The sequence below is a fragment of the Spiroplasma taiwanense CT-1 genome, from assembly GCF_000439435.1.
Lineage (GTDB): Bacteria > Bacillota_I > Bacilli_A > Mycoplasmatales > Mycoplasmataceae > Spiroplasma_A > Spiroplasma_A taiwanense.
Genome location: NC_021846.1, coordinates 209,642 through 226,718 on the forward strand (window position 1 = coordinate 209,642; position 17,077 = coordinate 226,718).

General features: G+C 24.7%; 19 protein-coding genes. All 19 read left to right on the forward strand.

The features are described 5' to 3' along the window. Nucleotides 1-2 precede the first annotated feature (2 nt). The 19 genes from lepA (at nt 3) to pfkA (ending at nt 17,069) form a co-directional block, all read left to right on the forward strand. Nucleotides 3-1,805, forward strand: a complete 1,803-nt coding sequence (gene lepA, locus STAIW_RS01020) for a translation elongation factor 4 (protein WP_020834017.1) — start codon at nt 3-5, stop codon at nt 1,803-1,805. A gap of 32 nt (nt 1,806-1,837) precedes the next feature. Then, nucleotides 1,838-2,242, forward strand: coding sequence for a GNAT family N-acetyltransferase (locus STAIW_RS01025; RefSeq protein WP_020834018.1), 405 nt, complete (start codon nt 1,838-1,840; stop codon nt 2,240-2,242). A gap of 180 nt (nt 2,243-2,422) precedes the next feature. Beyond that, complete coding sequence (locus STAIW_RS01030; RefSeq protein WP_041618770.1) at nt 2,423-3,280, forward strand: hypothetical protein; 858 nt, start codon at nt 2,423-2,425, stop codon at nt 3,278-3,280. A 79-nt stretch (nt 3,281-3,359) separates the two neighbouring features. After that, entirely contained in the window at nt 3,360-4,232 is an 873-nt protein-coding gene (locus STAIW_RS01035; protein ID WP_020834020.1) for a hypothetical protein, read from the forward strand. After that, nucleotides 4,192-4,872, forward strand: a complete 681-nt coding sequence (locus tag STAIW_RS01040) for a M48 family metallopeptidase (protein WP_020834021.1) — start codon at nt 4,192-4,194, stop codon at nt 4,870-4,872. The genes STAIW_RS01035 and STAIW_RS01040 overlap by 41 nt, the downstream gene beginning before the upstream one ends. A gap of 30 nt (nt 4,873-4,902) precedes the next feature. Next, on the forward strand, nt 4,903-5,868 hold the full coding sequence (locus STAIW_RS01045; protein ID WP_020834022.1) for a DnaJ domain-containing protein: 966 nt from the start codon (nt 4,903-4,905) through the stop codon (nt 5,866-5,868). Between the two features lie 16 nt (nt 5,869-5,884). Then, on the forward strand, nt 5,885-6,178 hold the full coding sequence (locus STAIW_RS01050; protein WP_020834023.1) for a hypothetical protein: 294 nt from the start codon (nt 5,885-5,887) through the stop codon (nt 6,176-6,178). Between the two features lie 74 nt (nt 6,179-6,252). Further along, nucleotides 6,253-6,576, forward strand: a complete 324-nt coding sequence (locus STAIW_RS01055) for a hypothetical protein (protein WP_020834024.1) — start codon at nt 6,253-6,255, stop codon at nt 6,574-6,576. 4 nt (nt 6,577-6,580) lie between these two features. Continuing rightward, nucleotides 6,581-7,393, forward strand: coding sequence for a hypothetical protein (locus STAIW_RS01060; protein WP_020834025.1), 813 nt, complete (start codon nt 6,581-6,583; stop codon nt 7,391-7,393). 186 nt (nt 7,394-7,579) lie between these two features. Then, nucleotides 7,580-9,403 carry a translational GTPase TypA gene (typA, locus tag STAIW_RS01065; RefSeq protein WP_020834026.1) on the forward strand — a complete coding sequence of 608 codons (1,824 nt, stop codon included), beginning with the start codon at nt 7,580-7,582 and terminating at the stop codon, nt 9,401-9,403. 94 nt (nt 9,404-9,497) lie between these two features. Beyond that, nucleotides 9,498-10,850: a phosphopyruvate hydratase gene (gene eno / locus STAIW_RS01070; protein ID WP_020834027.1), complete on the forward strand. Its 1,353-nt coding sequence runs from the start codon at nt 9,498-9,500 to the stop codon at nt 10,848-10,850. Nucleotides 10,851-10,907: 57 nt separating this feature from the next. After that, the gene (locus tag STAIW_RS01075; RefSeq protein ID WP_020834028.1) at nt 10,908-11,828 is read left to right on the forward strand and encodes a phosphatase PAP2 family protein; all 921 of its coding nucleotides are present in this window, start codon (nt 10,908-10,910) and stop codon (nt 11,826-11,828) included. Beyond that, nucleotides 11,821-12,243 (forward strand): Holliday junction resolvase RuvX, encoded by a 423-nt coding sequence (ruvX, locus tag STAIW_RS01080; protein WP_020834029.1) that lies wholly within the window; start codon nt 11,821-11,823, stop codon nt 12,241-12,243. The genes STAIW_RS01075 and ruvX overlap by 8 nt, the downstream gene beginning before the upstream one ends. Before the next feature lie 34 nt (nt 12,244-12,277). Continuing rightward, nucleotides 12,278-12,844, forward strand: a complete 567-nt coding sequence (gene hpt / locus STAIW_RS01085; protein ID WP_020834030.1) for a hypoxanthine phosphoribosyltransferase — start codon at nt 12,278-12,280, stop codon at nt 12,842-12,844. A 114-nt stretch (nt 12,845-12,958) separates the two neighbouring features. Next, nucleotides 12,959-13,720 (forward strand): hypothetical protein, encoded by a 762-nt coding sequence (locus tag STAIW_RS06130; RefSeq protein WP_041618774.1) that lies wholly within the window; start codon nt 12,959-12,961, stop codon nt 13,718-13,720. Continuing rightward, nucleotides 13,645-14,487, forward strand: coding sequence for a hypothetical protein (locus STAIW_RS06135; protein WP_169522255.1), 843 nt, complete (start codon nt 13,645-13,647; stop codon nt 14,485-14,487). Before STAIW_RS06130 ends, STAIW_RS06135 begins: the two co-directional genes overlap by 76 nt. Nucleotides 14,488-14,524: 37 nt before the next feature. Continuing rightward, nucleotides 14,525-15,205, forward strand: coding sequence for a glycoside hydrolase family protein (locus STAIW_RS06140; protein ID WP_041618778.1), 681 nt, complete (start codon nt 14,525-14,527; stop codon nt 15,203-15,205). After that, nucleotides 15,184-15,963, forward strand: a complete 780-nt coding sequence (locus STAIW_RS06650; RefSeq protein ID WP_041618780.1) for a GH32 C-terminal domain-containing protein — start codon at nt 15,184-15,186, stop codon at nt 15,961-15,963. Before STAIW_RS06140 ends, STAIW_RS06650 begins: the two co-directional genes overlap by 22 nt. Before the next feature lie 134 nt (nt 15,964-16,097). Beyond that, complete coding sequence (gene pfkA / locus STAIW_RS01110) at nt 16,098-17,069, forward strand: 6-phosphofructokinase (RefSeq protein ID WP_020834031.1); 972 nt, start codon at nt 16,098-16,100, stop codon at nt 17,067-17,069. Nucleotides 17,070-17,077 lie beyond the last annotated feature (8 nt).

Genomic DNA, 17,077 nt, shown 5'->3' on the forward strand with positions numbered 1-17,077 from the left:
CTATGGACAAAACAAAGATACGAAACTTTAGTATAATTGCTCATATTGATCATGGTAAATCAACTTTAGCAGATAGAATTTTAGAATTAACTGGTGCACTTGAAAAAAGAGAAATGCAAGCGCAAATTTTAGATTCAATGGATATTGAAAGAGAACGTGGAATTACTATAAAATTAAATTCAGTTCAATTAAAATATAAGGCAAAAGATAATGAAGAATACATTTTTCATTTAATTGATACTCCAGGACATGTTGATTTTACATATGAAGTTTCAAGAAGTTTAGCTGCTTGTGAAGGAGCATTACTAGTTGTTGATGCCAGTCAAGGAATTGAAGCACAAACAATGGCAAATGTTTACTTAGCACTGGATAATAATTTGGAAATTGTACCAGTAATTAATAAAATAGATTTACCAGCTGCAGATCATCAAAGAGTAAAAGAAGAAATTGAATCAGTTATTGGCATTGATTGTACTAATGCTCCAATGATTAGTGCAAAAACTGGATTAAATGTAGAAGATGTTTTAGAAGCAATTGTTAATTTTGTTCCTTTTCCACTTGAAGCAGATGACTCAAAACCACTAAAAGCACTGATTTTTGATTCATATTATGATAAATATAGAGGTGTAATGGTTTCAATTAGAATTGTAGAAGGAACAGTTGAAGTTGGTCAATCAATTAGAATGATGCAATCAAATGCAGTTTATGAAGTAACAGAACTTGGTGTTAAAAGTCCTTTTGAAGTAAAAAAAACTAAATTAGAAGCAGGTGAAGTTGGATGATTAGCAGCATCAATTAAAACTGTTAGAGATGTTCACGTTGGAGATACAATTACATCAAAAGAAAATGAAGCATCTGAGCCACTACAAGGATATAAAAAATTAAATCCAATGGTTTATTGTGGAATTTACCCAATTGATACTGCAAAATATAAAGATTTAAAAGAAGCACTTGAAAAAATAAGTTTAAGTGATGCGAGTTTAGTTTATGAAGCTGAAAGCTCACAATCATTAGGATTTGGTTTTAGATGCGGATTTTTGGGTTTACTTCATATGGATGTAATTCAGGAAAGATTAGAAAGAGAATATGATCTTACTTTAATTGCAACTGCACCCTCAGTAATTTATAAGATAACTCAAACTGATGATCAAATAATTGAAATTGATAATCCCGCTTTATTGCCTGACCCACAAAAAATTAAATTTATTGAAGAACCATATGTCAAAGTTACAATTATGACTCCAGATCAATATTTAGGAGATTTAATGGGATTATGTCAAGATAAAAGGGGAAATTATTTAAACATTGAATATATTGATGATAGTAGACGAACTTTAACATATGAAATGCCCTTGAATGAAATTGTCTTTGATTTTTTTAACAAATTAAAATCAATTTCAAAAGGATATGCTTCATTTGATTATGATTTAATAGATTATAAACAATCAAAACTTATTAAAATGGATATACTTTTAAACGGAGATATAATTGATGCACTTTCAACAATTGTGCATAAGGATTTTGCATATCATAGGGGAAAAATTTTAACAAAAAAATTAGAAGAAATAATCCCAAGGCAAAATTTTGAAGTACCAATTCAAGCTGCAATTGGAAGCAAAATTATTGCAAGAGAAACAATTAAAGCAATGAGAAAAAATGTTCTTGCAAAATGTTATGGTGGAGATATTTCACGTAAGAAAAAACTATTAGAAAAACAAAAGGAAGGAAAGAAAAGAATGAAAGCAATTGGTTCTGTAGAAGTACCACAAGAAGCTTTTATAGCTGTTCTTAAATTAGATGATTAATATGGAATTTATATTTGATTATTCAATAAATAATGATGTTTTTTTTAGAAGCAAAAAAAATTAGAGATGTAGTTTTTGTTAAAGAACAAGAATGTCCGATTAATGAAGAATTTGATAAGTATGATAATGTAAGTTATCATATAGTTGGTTTTTTGAATAAGAAGCCAGTTTGTTGTGCTAAAATATTGAAAAAAAAAGATGAAAAATGGTATTTAGGAAGAATTGCTGTTTTAAAAGAAAATAGAGATCAAAATTTAGTGTTTGATCTTATGAAATATTTGATTGAATTTTTTATAAAAAATATTAATCAAAAAGAATTATATTTAAATGCACAAATTTATGCACTAAATTTTTACAAAAAATTAAATTTCAATGAAATTGGAGAAACTTTTTTCGAAGCTAATATAGAACATATAAAAATGGTAAGATTTTTTTAGATTTTATCATTTTTTATTAAATAAATTTTTATAACATAATATTGAAAATATTTAATATAATTTATTTCTTATTTAAATAATAAATAAATTATATGGTACCTAAGAGTTTATTTTTTAAGTTATAATAATTAAAATGGAAGGAAGGTTTTTAAGGTGAAACAAATAAAAATATGGAGATTTTTGATAATTTTTGTAACTTCAATTTTTTTAATAGTTTTTTTACCTTTCTTTTCAATTTTAGTAGTCGAAGATTTAGTGACAATTAGTATTTCTACAGTATTTATAAAAACATCAATATTTACTGTGTTATTAATGACTTTTGGTTTTTTTTATTTAATATCAGGTATTTTAACAAACTCCTTTAAAAATAAACCAATGAAAATTTTTGGCTCAATAAATGGAGTTATTATTACATTTACAATTATTTTACTAACAATGGATATGTATATGTCACCATTTTCAAATATTACTAGAATTATTTGATTTTTTCCTACTTTGGCTTTTCTAATATTAGATTTTGCAATTGAAATTATTCAAATTTCAATTAATTTTAATTTTTTGGGGCAAAACACTTCAATTAATAATTCTTTAAATCAGTCTTCTAATAATATTGTTGAATCAGTAGAATTTGCGAATGTAAATCCATTAGTTGATGTAAAAGATTCGACTGAATTAAAAAATAAAATTCTAAATATGAGATCGGGGTTAAATAAACCTTATGATCAAGCAATTGAAGAAATTGAACAAACAGGAGCACTAAATGGTTTAGATATGAGTAATCTTTTATTAAAAAGTGATGAACAGGAACTAGAATCAAAAATAGTGCCTAAAAAAGTTTTAAAAGAAGATATTAAAGATAAGAACTTAAATTATGAAGAAGCTTTTAATAGTAAAACAGAACCTTTTTTAGAAGATCCATTAGCAAATTTATCTGAAGATTATGAAAGTATTCATTCAACTGGTTTATCAAGACAGGATTCAAGACCTGAGTATAAATATATTTCTCGTAGGTCAAATAGAAAAGATAACAAACATTAATTTTTAGAATTTAAACAATTTATTAGTTTAAATTCTTTTTTTATATAGTGTTAAAATAATTTAGTTAGGGGATTTATAGATGAATATTGAAAAGAAACAAAAAATAGCAAAAAAAATTAATCCAAAAAATGATTTAATTGGGTCTGCGATTACCTTAAGCATTGTTTATATTTTTAGAATAATAATTATTGCTTTCTGAATTATTGCTCCAATAATTTTTGCTTTGATAATTGCTTTTGATGATGGAATTAGAAATTTAATTAATTACATTAATTCACTTATTTTTTATAAACCCGGAGAAATTTATGATGTTGGTATAAATAATTTAGTTATTTGAATAATAGCACCATTTTTTTGAGTGTTCAATGTTTTAATAATGTTATTTTTTGTAGTAATTCCCTTTTTTAAAAAATCTTCTTGAAGAAAAAAAGCATATCTTTCATTTAATTTTATTTTTTGATCTCTGTTATTTATAGCAATCATATATGCAATTTGGCTAACAATTCCTTTTTATAAACATGAAGCTGAAGTTGGAAGTGGTGAATCTATTGAGAATAATAATGTAATAGATTTTTATTGAAGTTCATTAAATCTAACTTTTAACCCTTTTAGTGGTTGAATGATCGCTCTACAATCTATTTATGTTGTACTTTTTATATTTGGAATTTTTTTAATATTTGAATCTGATATGTTAAGAAAACTGAAATTAGATTATTATAGATTTACTGTTAATAGGAAAAATAATTCTCTTATGAATCAGGTTTTAGAGGGAAAAATAAATTTTGGTGACTATGAAGCAAAAGATTTAAATAGTGAAATCAAAAGACTAAAAAATGAGTTAACTATAGAAGCAAGAGAACAAAGAGTGCAAAAAAGATTAAATGAATTGGAAGAGAGAGCAAATAGAAAAAATGCAAAAAAATTTAAAAATAAAAAAGAAACTAAGTTATAAAGGAAAAGAAATAGAATATTTTTTAGTACTTAAAAATCAAAAGTATATTCGTTTAAAAATTATTGATGAAAGTATTATTGTTTCTGCACCAACTATAGCAAATGATTGAGAAATTGAACAATTAATATATAAGAATATTTCAAAAATAATAAAAATTATTGAATATAGAGAAAAAAATAGATTTTTTCAAATTAGTGAAAATGGCTTTATAAAAATAAATAATCAAGAATTTTTTGCTTCATTTAAAAAGGAACCAAATTTAAATAATAAAATGGAATTTAAATTATATGATTCTACAGAAGAAACTTTAAAAAAGATGTATAAAAAACTTTCAATTATATTTTTAAATTATTTTCAGGAGCTAGTAAGTTTTTGAAAACAAAAAATGGATTTGGATTTTAAAAATTTATCAGTTAAAGAAATAAAGGGAAAATGAGGAGTTTGTTTTCCTGAAAAATCTAAAATCATATTAAACATAAAATTAATTCATTTTCAAAAAGATGCATTAGAATATGTAATTATTCATGAGTTAAGTCACCTTATTCATAAAAATCATTCAAAAGATTTTTGAAAGCATGTGGAAAAATATTTGCCAAATTACAAAAAGGTGAGTGATTTATTAAAAGTAAATGCAATATAAAGTATAATAATTTTATTGGAGGCATTAATTATGGGTTGAAAGAAGGATTTTAAAAAATTTTCAAAAAAAACTACTAATAAATCTTCTATTTTTGATTACTCTGAAAATGTTTCAAGTAATATTAATTGAGAACGTTCTATAAAAGGATTAAATTATTGAAATATTGATAATTTAATTATTAAAATTGAATTTTATAATAGAAAAATTAAGGAAATTCTATTAGTACAAAAATTTCCGAATGAATTTAAAGACTATTCTTGAAATTTTAAAAAAATCGATATAACAGAAAAATTTTATTCTTATCCAATGACAAGTTATTTTCAAAATATATATAATTTTGTAAATCAAAAAATAGGATCATATGAAGCTTCATTAGTTTTAATGAGTATTTCAAAATTTACTTATTTTACAACGTTAAAGTTTTGAAAAATTTTTAATCACACTTTTTCAAATAAAGATATAAATGAAAAACCTCTTTTAAGAGTTTTTGAAGTAATGCAAAGAACTGGTTTAGACTCAATTGAAAATATATTAGAGAAAATATTATTAATAATTGATAATAAAAAGATCGATTTATATAAACAACATTTAATTGTGGAAGAAATTATTGATTTAGGAGATGACTTTACTTATCATTGATCTAGAATGTTTGATCAAGTTATAGATTTAACGGTTGAAACGTTTTTATTTCAAAATAAATATGGAAAGACAACATCTTCAACATATTCAAATATTTTTGAAGAGGAAAAGGATTTTGAAGATTTCTTTGAAAAGACAAAAACAATGGTATTTAATGATGAGGTTAATGAAGCATTTGCATATTTTGAAATTACAAAAATGGCAAAACCAGATGAATTTAAAAAAATATATAGAAAATATGCAAAGAAATTTCATCCTGATGTAAATTCAGATCCAAATTCTTCAAATGAAATGAAAAAAATTAATGTATTTAAAACTATTATTGAACAATATTATGAGAAATATGAAATCATTTAAGAAAAGGAATTAGAAAATGCAAGAAAAAATATGAATGGATTTAATTAATTCTTCAAATTCAATTATTAATAATTTTTCTTCTGATCAGAAAGTTATTATTGAAACAGTGAAAAATTTTAGTGATAATTTAGTTTTATTTTCACAAATTTATTTATCTGATAGAGAATCATTTTTTCGTTTTCTAAAGGGAAAATATAATTATTTCTATTTGCAAGCAACTTCAATTATTTCAAGTGCTGATTCTGTGTCAGTAATAATGCAATTAAATGAAGGAGTAAAGGATTACTTAATTTATTTAGACAGTTATTAGTTACACTAGACTCACTTTCAAGTCAATATTGACTAAGAGTTAATAAAAAATTTCTAAAAAATCCAAAAAAAGATTTGATAAAAACTTTAATTTTCTTATCAAATAATTCAATTTTTGAAAAAAATAAAGAATTTTTAAGAGTTCATTTAAAAATTCTTGAAAAAAATAAAATAAAATTAGATAATTTTTTTGAAGAAAAAATGAATAAATCACTTTGAATTGAGATTAAAGAATTAAAACAAAAAATTCTTAATAAACATGATAGTAATTTTGAATACTTTAAGGAATTAATAGCGAAAACAGAAGATTTTGCAGATGATATGATAGTTAACCTATGAGCAATTTTAGCTGTAAATATAAGTTACTTGGAGTATTTAAACTCTCTAGTGAAAGGATAAAATAATGGAATTAAAAGAATATGAAAATTATAGTTTTATGCCCTATGAAATGATAAGTAAGGAAATATTTATTTTATATTCATTATTTGGAGATGAAAACAAATATTTACAATCAATTCAACAAGATTGATTTTCAAAAAAAGATATTCATGAATTTAGAAAATTTATTGAAGAATCCTTTGAAAAAAATGAAATTCAAGCAAAAACTGAAGTAAATAGAGATAGTCTTAGTTGTCTTTTAAGAATGATGGCAATGTGTGATGCTTTTACTGATTTTGAAGAAATTTATAATATTAGCTATAATCTTTTTGTTGAAAAAAATAAAGAATTATTAGAAAATTTGAAATTGTATGATTATGCTTTTAAGAAATATTTTGATTTCTTATTAGGAATATTTAAAGAAGAATTAGAAGAAACTCTTATTCCCGTGAAATATAAAATAGTTGTAGAGGATATTCAAAAAAGTATTTTAAGACTTGAAGAGTTAAATGAATTTAATTTTATAATTAAGGAAAATTATAGATTAAATGATTTGATAAGTGACTTATTAGATTTACTAGAGGAAACAAATGATGAAGTCCAAGAATTTGAAACTGATAATGAAGTTATTTTATACAATTTTTCAATATATTATTCTACAAAATTTTACTTTACTTTATTATTTAGAGAAAAAATTCTTTTACAAATAGAAAAAGAAACAAATGTTATTATCGAAAATAATAAACCATTAATTGAAGAAGAGGAAATGAGATTATCAGAAACAACATTAAGTTCAGAACAATCCAAAGAAATTTTTTATAAAATACTTAAAAATTAAGAAATTTTTTATTACATATTAAAATGAATTTCATTTTCAAAAATTATAGTATAAACTTAAATAATACGTTTGATTTTGAAATTAAAAATTTAATATTAATAAAGTTAAAGTTATCAAATGTAAATTATATTAATTTTAAAAATAATATTTATTATTATTTTTTTGTTATTAAATTAGGAGAACAACATGAATAAAAAAATTATTAACATTGCAGTTATTGCCCACGTTGATGCAGGTAAATCAACATTAGTAGATGCTTTTTTAGGGCAAGCAGGGGTTTTTAGGGCAAATGAAGAAATAAAAGAACAAATTATGGATAGTAATGATCAAGAAAGAGAACGTGGAATTACTATTTATTCAAAAAATTGTGCGATTGAATACAATGATTATAAAATAAATATTGTAGATACTCCTGGCCATGCTGATTTTTCAAGTGAGGTTGAAAGAATTATGAAAACTGTTGATACAGTAATTCTTTTAGTAGATTCATCTGAAGGTCCAATGCCACAAACAAGATTTGTTTTATCAAAAGCTTTAGAGTTAGGTTTGAGACCAATTTTATTAATTAATAAAATTGATAAAAAGGACCAGAGAGCATTAGAAGTTGTTGATGAGGTTCTTGAATTGTTTATGGAACTTGATGCTAATGAGGAACAAATTGAGTTTCCAACACTTTTTGGTATTGCAAGAGATGGAATTGTTCAATATTCAATTGAAGAAAAGAGTGAAAATTTAACACCATTATTTGAAACAATAATTAAACAAGTGGGAAACTATCCAATTGAATTGGCAAAAGAACCAATTCAATTACAAATTTCATCACTTGCATATGATTCTTTTATTGGAAGATTAGGAATTGGAAGACTATTTAAAGGAATTTTAAAAGAGGGACAACAAGTAGCAATTTCAAAAAATGATGGTTCAATTGTAAAAGGTAAAGTTTCAGGACTTTTTATATATCAAGGTTTAAAAAGAGTAGCTGTTAAAGAAGTACAAGCTGGAGAAATTGTTGTAATTTCTGGAATTTCTGATTTGACTATTGGAGATACAGTTTGTGAAATTGATAAAATTGTTGCATTACCCCCAATTGTAATTGAAGAACCAACAATGAGTATGAATTTTTTAGTTAATACTTCACCTTTTGCGGGTAGAGTAGGAAAGTTTGTAACAACAAGAAATATTAAAGAAAGATTAGATAAAGAATTGGAAGTAAACGTTGGATTGAGAGTCGAAGCTTTAACTGATTCTTCAGCTGATGGATTTAAAGTTTTGGGTAGGGGGGAATTACACTTATCTGTTCTTATTGAAACAATGAGAAGAGAAGGTTTTGAACTTGGTATATCAAGACCTGAAGTAGTTATTAAACTTGATGAAAATGGAAATAAATTAGAACCAATGGAAAAAGTAATTATTGATGTACCATCTGAATTTTCTGGTACTGTAATTAATAAATTAAATTTAAGAAAAGGAATAATGTTAGATATGGATTCGGATGGAATTAGAGATAAGGTTACTTATCAAGTTCCAACTAGAGGATTAATTGGTTTTAAATCAGAATTTACAAACGATACTCGTGGAGAAGGAGTTATGGTTAAATCAAGTATTGGCTATGAACCATATAAAGGAACTATTGAGGGAAGACAAAATGGAACATTAGTTTCAATGGCAAATGGTGTTACTTTACCTTATGCATTAAATAATTTAGAAGAAAGAGGAATATTATTTGTTGGCCCTCAAGTAGAAGTGTATGATGGAATGATAGTTGGACTTCATTCAAGAAATAATGATTTAAATGTAAATCCAACTACAGGTAAAAAACTTACAAATACAAGAGCATCAGGTAGTGATGATTCTGTTAAGTTAACTCCACCAAAAAAATTCACTTTAGAAGAAGCTTTAGAATTTATTGAATGAGATGAACTTGTTGAAGTTACACCAGAAGACATAAGATTGCGTAAAAAATGATTAAGTGAAAATGAGAGAAAACAACATAGAAATGATCCACATTAGTGGATAAATACTTTCTAAATTTAATATTTTAGATAAAAAAATAATAAGAAAAATGTAAAATAGAGTTATTATTAGAATATAAGGAGAAATTTAAATGTCAAAAATAGTTAATATATTAGCTCGTGAAGTTTTAGACTCACGTGGATTTCCAACTGTTCAAGTTGATGTAACAACTGAATTTGGTGGATTTGGAACTGCCAAAGTTCCTTCAGGTGCTTCAACCGGATCAAGAGAAGCTTTAGAATTAAGAGATGGAGATAAAAAACGTTTTAATGGTAAAGGTGTTTTAAAAGCTGTTGCAAATGTAAATGAAAAAATTGCTCCAGAAATTATTGGTTTAGAAGTAACAGATCAAGTAATGATTGACTCATTAATGTGTAAATTAGATGGTGACGATTTTAAAAAAAACTTGGGAGCAAACGCAATACTTGGTGTTTCTTTAGCAGTTGCAAAAGCAGCAGCAAGTGAATTAGAAATGCCATTATACAGATATATTGGAGGAACAAATGCAAGAAGATTACCAGTTCCAATGTTAAATGTAATAAATGGTGGAGAACATGCAGATAGTGCAATAGATTTTCAAGAATTTATGATTATGCCAGTTGGTGCGCCAACTTTTAAAGAAGCTTTAAGATGAGCTTCAGAAACTTTTCAAGCTTTAAAATCTTTATTACATGATAAAAAGGATATTACAGCTGTTGGAGATGAAGGAGGATTTGCACCAAATTTTGCTTGAGCATATCCTAAAGAAACAATTGAGGCTTTCAAAGCAAAAACACCAGTTGAAGTTGCATTAGATTTATTAGTAGAAGCTATTGCAAAAGCAGGTTATAAAACTGGAAAAGATGGAATTATGATTGCAATGGATTGTGCAAATTCAGAATTATATATTAATGGAAAATATCACTTCAAAAAAATTGAAAAATTAACTGGAAAAGAATGAGCATTAACAACTGATGAAATGATTTCATTCCTAAATAAATTAGTTGATGATTATCCAATTATTTCAATTGAAGATGGTTTAGCAGAATCAGATTGAGAAGGATTCCAAAAACAAGTTGAAACAATGGGACATAAAATACAAATTGTTGGAGATGATTTATTTGTTACAAATCCAAAAATTACTGCAGAAGGAATTGAAAAGAAAGCCGCAAACTCTGTTTTAATTAAATTAAATCAAATTGGTACATTAACAGAAACAATTGAAACTATTCAAATGGCTCAAAAAGCTAATTGAACAGCTGTTACTTCACACCGTTCAGGTGAAACTGAAGATTCAATAATTGCTGATTTAGCTGTGGCTTTAAATACTGGGCAAATTAAAACTGGTTCAATGTCAAGATCAGATAGAATTGCAAAATACAATAGATTATTAGAAATTGAAGATGAACTTGGAGATGCAGCAATTTATGATGGTTTAAAATCTTTTTATAATTTAACAAAATAATAAAAAGAATTCACTAATGTGAATTTTTTTATTATAAAATAATTGTGGTGAAAAATTATGTCAATAAAATTAGAAAAAAAAGTTAAAAGTAAAATTTTACTTTCAATAATTATTGTAATAGCTATCATAACACTTATAACTTTTGGAATATTTGATTTAAAAATTTCTAAACTTATTCCATCCTGAATGAATGAAAATTGATTTTCAATTATTTTTGATGTTTTTGGGCTTATTGTAGTTACTCTACCAGCTTACTTTTTGCTTTTTCTAACATTTTTAGTAATTTCATTTAAATATATTGCAAATAAAAAATGAAAAATATTTTGATATATGTTTTTTCAAATTTTTGCTCTTGTAACAATACTTGTTACATATTTTAGTAGTGATCTTTTACTAATTTCAAATAATCCAACAAAAATTGAAAAAATAGAATTAATTTGTTCAATAATTTATTTTATGTTAACAATTTTTGCAATAATTTATATTAATATTATAGTTTTTTATAAAAAATATTATAAAAATATATATTGATTAATTAATATGACAAAAGCATCTTATTATGCATTAGCTTTTTTAATTTTAACTTTGCTTAGTACTCAATTGCTAAAAATAATTTTTGGAAGAAATAGACCAGAATCTGTTATAGATTATCAAAATGACTTTCAATATATATTTCAAATAAATTTCTCTAAACAAAGAGGGACAAGCTTTCCATCAGGTCATACTGTTAGTTCAGCAACATTATTATGTTTTTCTTACTTTTTTTATTTAAAAAGTAAGAAGACAAAAATTTGAAAATATTGTACTTCAGAATTAATTTGGGTTTTAATAATTTCAACTGCCGTTTCAAGAATTACTATGCATAAACATTTTTCAACAGATGTTTTATTTTCTATATATTTAATAATTTTTTGATATTATTGTTCTATAAAAATTGTTGATGCAATTTTTAGAAAGGTAAAGAACAGACATGGCTAAATATGTAGGATTAGATTTAGGAAGTAAAACTATAGGTATTGCAGTAAGTGAAGGCTATTTTGCAAATTCCAAAGAAACTATAAAGTTTTTAGAAAATGATTTTAATCAGGCTGTTAATTTATTGAATTCTTTTTTAAAAAAAGAAACTTTTGAAAAAGTAATTATTGGTTATCCAAAAAATATGGATGGTACTATAGGACATCGTGTAGAAATGGTTGAAAATTTTATTGACATTGCAGTTAGAAAAAATGTATTTTCTTTAAATGATATTATTAAAGTTGATGAAAGATTAACTACAAAAATGGCAAAATCAATTATGATTTCTGCAAATTTAAGTAGACAAAAACAAAAAGAAAATAAAGATCAATTTGCAGCAAAATTAATTTTAGAAACATTTCTTAATACAATTAAGTAGTATATAATTAAAAGAAAATTTAATGGAGGAAAATATGAATCATCCTTTAGTGAAAAAAATTTTATTTTCAGAAGATCAAATTGATAAAAGAGTTAGTGAATTAACTGACGAGATTGCAGAGTACTATAAAAAAAATAATTTAAAAGAGAATACAGTTCTTTTAATAGGATTATTAAAAGGTTGTGTCCCTTTTATGGCAAATTTTTTGAAGCATTTTAAATATGAATGTCAAACAGAATATATGGTAGTTTCTTCTTACTTAGGTGGAACTAAAACATCAGGTGAACCAAAAATTAATTTAGACTTAAATATTTCTGTTAAGGATAAACATATTTTAATAGTTGAAGATATAATTGATTCTGGAATAACACTAGATTATATTAAAAAATATTTATATTTTAAAGGAGCTAAGGAAATTAAAATAGTTACTCTTTTAGATAAACCTGAGGGAAGAAAAATTGAACTTAAAGCAGATTGAAATGGTTTTAAAGTTGAAAATGAATTTTTAATTGGCTTTGGTCTTGATTATGAAGAAAGATTAAGAAATTTACCCTATGTTGCTGTTTGTGATGTAACTAAACTAAAAGATTGAAAATGGTAAAACATTTTTTTTTTTTTTTTGGAAAAATATTGGAAAAAAAGTATATTTTTTTAATAAAATTGGAAATTTTTACCAATTTTATGGTTTAATTTATTTGTAGAGAGGGTAAATACAATGAAAATTTTTAAACAAAAGAGTGAAAATAAAGAAAAACTTTTACTTTTAAAATCATGTTTAGGTGATTTAAAAAAAATTGAAAATGTCAATCATTGTTCTACAAGAATTAGAATTAAAGTATTAAATATTGACGAAATAAATTTAGAAAAAATTAAAGAAATTGATTTTATTCAAAACGCATTAGTAAATGAAAATATGGTTCATTTGTTAATAAATAAAAATATTGAAAAAATAAATATTGAGTTTTTAGGAATTTTGGGAATTGATGTATCAAAAGTAGCTAATTTATTTGATGTAAAAATAAATCAAAAGAAAAAAATTATGCAAACTATTTTTGATGGAATCAGTTTGATAATTGGACCAATAATTCCATTTTTAATAACATTGGCTTTAGTATCAACAATAACTAACGTAATCGCTATGATTGATACTGATAATGTTGTTTATAAAATGTTTAAAGTTTTACAAAAAGAATTAGTACTTGGATTTAGTATAATAATTCATTGATCTATTTTTAAAATGATGGGAGGAAGTGAATCAATTGGACTTGCTATTGGAATAGTATTATGTTCAAAAGAATTACTCTCTTCACTTAATTTTTTATCAGGAAATTCTGAGCTATTCCATTGAACTGAATTTGAGGGAGATTCACTATCCTTTAGTGATATTGCAAGTGGTTATCCTTGAAAAATTTCATATGATGGACAAATTCTTCCAATTGTAGCAATTGTTTTTTTGCAGTTTATTTTGAAAGATTAATAAATAAAATTAAAATTGGTGTTATTCATCAATTAATTGGAGTACCATTAGTAACAATTATTTCATTTTTTGTAGGAATTTTAGCTTTAGCTCCAATAGGAATGTTGATACCTTATGGATTAAATTTAGGTTTTTTATGAGCAACAAAAAATGAAATTGCCAAGTATATTTTTAATCCATTATTTGGACTTATGCTACCATGAATGGTTGTAACGGGAGTAATTCAAGTATTTGTTGTAATGAATCTTCAACAATTTACAATTTATCAGGCTACAACAATTATGCCAATGTTTACACAATTAAATATTGCTGTTGCAACAAGTGTATTGTCATTATCAATCTTAAATAGAAAAAATAAAGAATTGCAAAAAAATGCAATACCTGCATATTTAATTGCATTTATTGGTGGTTCAACTGAGCCAGCTTTATTTGGAGTTTCATTAAGATTTGTATTTCCAGTAATTGCAGCAAGTATAGGAACAGCTCTGGGAATTGTAATTACAACTGCATCGGGTGTTGTTGCAACAATGGGAAATGCGTCTTTGTTAATATTTTTATCAGTGATACCTAATGCAAATACTACTGCTTTTAATTTAACTACTTGACCGGGAACTTGTTACTTATGAATGGCAATTGCAATGGTAGTAACATTTGGAACAACTTTTTTATTAACAATGATATTTGCAAGTTTTGGCAAATATAAAAAATCAACCCAAGAAATTTTAAATAGAGATTTTACAAAAGTAGCTGAGATTATTAATAATTAAGAAAAACAAAAGATTAAAAATAAAGGAGTTTTGGAAAATGAAATTAAATAAAGAAATTTTATGATTAAAACATAATGAACACAGTGAAGAAGATATAAAAAATGCTCAAAATTTGGTTGAGCAAGATAAATATTTTAGACCAAAATATCATATTGCACCACCAAATGGATTATTAAATGACCCAAATGGATTATTATTTAAGAATAATGAATTTCATATTCATTATCAATGAAGTCCTATTCAACCTTATCATGGTTTCAAACATTGAAATTATTTAACAACAAAAGATTTTATAAATTACAAAAATCATGGAGTTTCAATTACACCAGATCATGAAGATGAAAAATGAGGAGCTTTTTCAGGAAGTGCATATAATTTTAATGGAGATGTAAAAATATACTATACTGGAAATATTGAAGCAGAAGGAAATATTGTTGAAGAACATCAAATTGTTGCAGATTTGATTGATTATAAAATTAAAAATAAAAGAACTGCTGTAAAACATGACAAAAACATTTTTACTCCACATGCAAGAGACCCAAAAATTTTAGACTACAATGGTAAACAATATATGATTTTTGGTGTTCAAACAAAAGATGATATGCAAGGTGGATTAGCAATTTATGAGTTAATAACACCAGAAAAATTCAATTATATAGATACATTAAAACCAAATTGGATGAAACTTATGGATATATGTGAGAATGTCCAAACTTAGATAAACTAGAAAATAAGTATTTGTTTATAATTTCTAGTGAAGGTTGATTTAATGAAAAAGACAAATATGAATTAAATAACTCAAGAAATGTTGTTTATACTTCTATTGAAAAATTAGATTTTGAAAATAAAACTATAAATGAAGATTATAAAATGAAAACAATGGATTTTGGTCATGACTTTTATGCACCTCAAACTTTTGTTGTAAACAATAAATTAGCACTAATTGCATGATTGGGAGCAGTGGATGTACAATATCCAACCGATAGATATTCTTGACATTCAATATTAACAATTCCTAGAGAATTAAGTTGAAATAATGAAGTACTTGTTCAAAAGCCTTTAAAAGAATTTTGTGATAATGTAATTTACAATACTCAAAAACTAAAAACAAATAAAGTTCAAGCAAAATTTTCTAAACATTTAAAATTTAATTTAGATTCAAATTCAAAAATGAAAATTGTTAATGAAGAAAAAGAAGAAATTAGTTTAACTTTTACAGAAGAAGAAATTTGTTTTGATAGAACAAATCAAGGAGAAAAAGTAGATTGAAATTATGAAACTCCAAGGTATGCAAAAAGAAAATTAAAAAATCAAATTATTGAAATATTTATAGATTCTTCATCAATAGAAATTTTTGCAGATGATTATTCAACTATATTTACATCAAGATTTTTTGTAAAAAATTGAAATGAAATTAATTTTGATAAGGAAATTGAAATTGAAGTTTCAGACATAAGAGAAATTAAAGAATTTTAAAAGTATAATAAAAGCAAGATTATCATGCTTTTATTTTTTTATAATAAGTATTTTTTAGTTTAAGTAGTAAATTTCTTTTATTTATAATGCAATAATAAAAAAGTTATATAATCATAAAGTATGGAGGCAAAAGTATGATTAAAAAAATAGGGGTTTTAACTTCAGGTGGTGATGCACCAGGAATGAATGCATCAGTTGCATCAGTTATTAAGTCTGCAATTTCAAAGGGAATCGAACCATATATAATAAGAGATGGTTATAAAGGACTTGTAAACAATTTAATTGAAAAAGTAGATATAAATTTTGCATCAGATATAATTTCAAGAGGTGGAACAGTAATTGGATCAGCAAGATTACCAGAATTTAAAGAAGAATCTATAAGAGAAAAAGCAGTTAAAAATTTAAAATTGCTAGAAATTGAAGCTTTAGTAGTTATTGGAGGAGACGGAAGTTATCAAGGTGCTGAAAAATTAACAAAAATGGGAATAAATTGTATAGGAATTCCAGGAACAATTGATAATGATATTATTTCTTCAGATTATACAGTTGGTTTTGACACAGCACTAAATACTGTAATTAGATCAATTGATTCTATTAGAGATACAATGCAATCTCATAATAGATGTAGTGTTGTTGAAATTATGGGAAATGCTTGTGGAGATTTAACTTTATATGCAGCTACAGGAACTGGTGCTGAAGTTATTTCAACGAAAGAAAGTTTTTTAACAGAAGAAGAAATCATAAAGCAAGTAAAAGACTTAGCACAAAAAAATAAAAGAAGTGTTATTGTTGCTGTTGCAGAGAAAATTTATGCAGATGTTCATAAATTAGCAGAAAAAATTGAAAAAGAGTCTGGATATGTTACAAGAGCAACAGTACTTGGACATATTCAAAGAGGGGGAAACCCAACAGGAATGGATAGATATTTAGCAGTAACTGCGGGCATTTTTGCTGTTGAGCAACTTGTTTCTGGAAAAGGTGGATTATATATTGGAATTAGTGAAAATAAACTTGTTGCAAGAGATATTAATTCAATTTTAAATATGCCAAGACCAGATAAAAGTAAAGAATATGATAGCATTAGAAATATTAATAAAGCTGTTTAGTTTGTAGG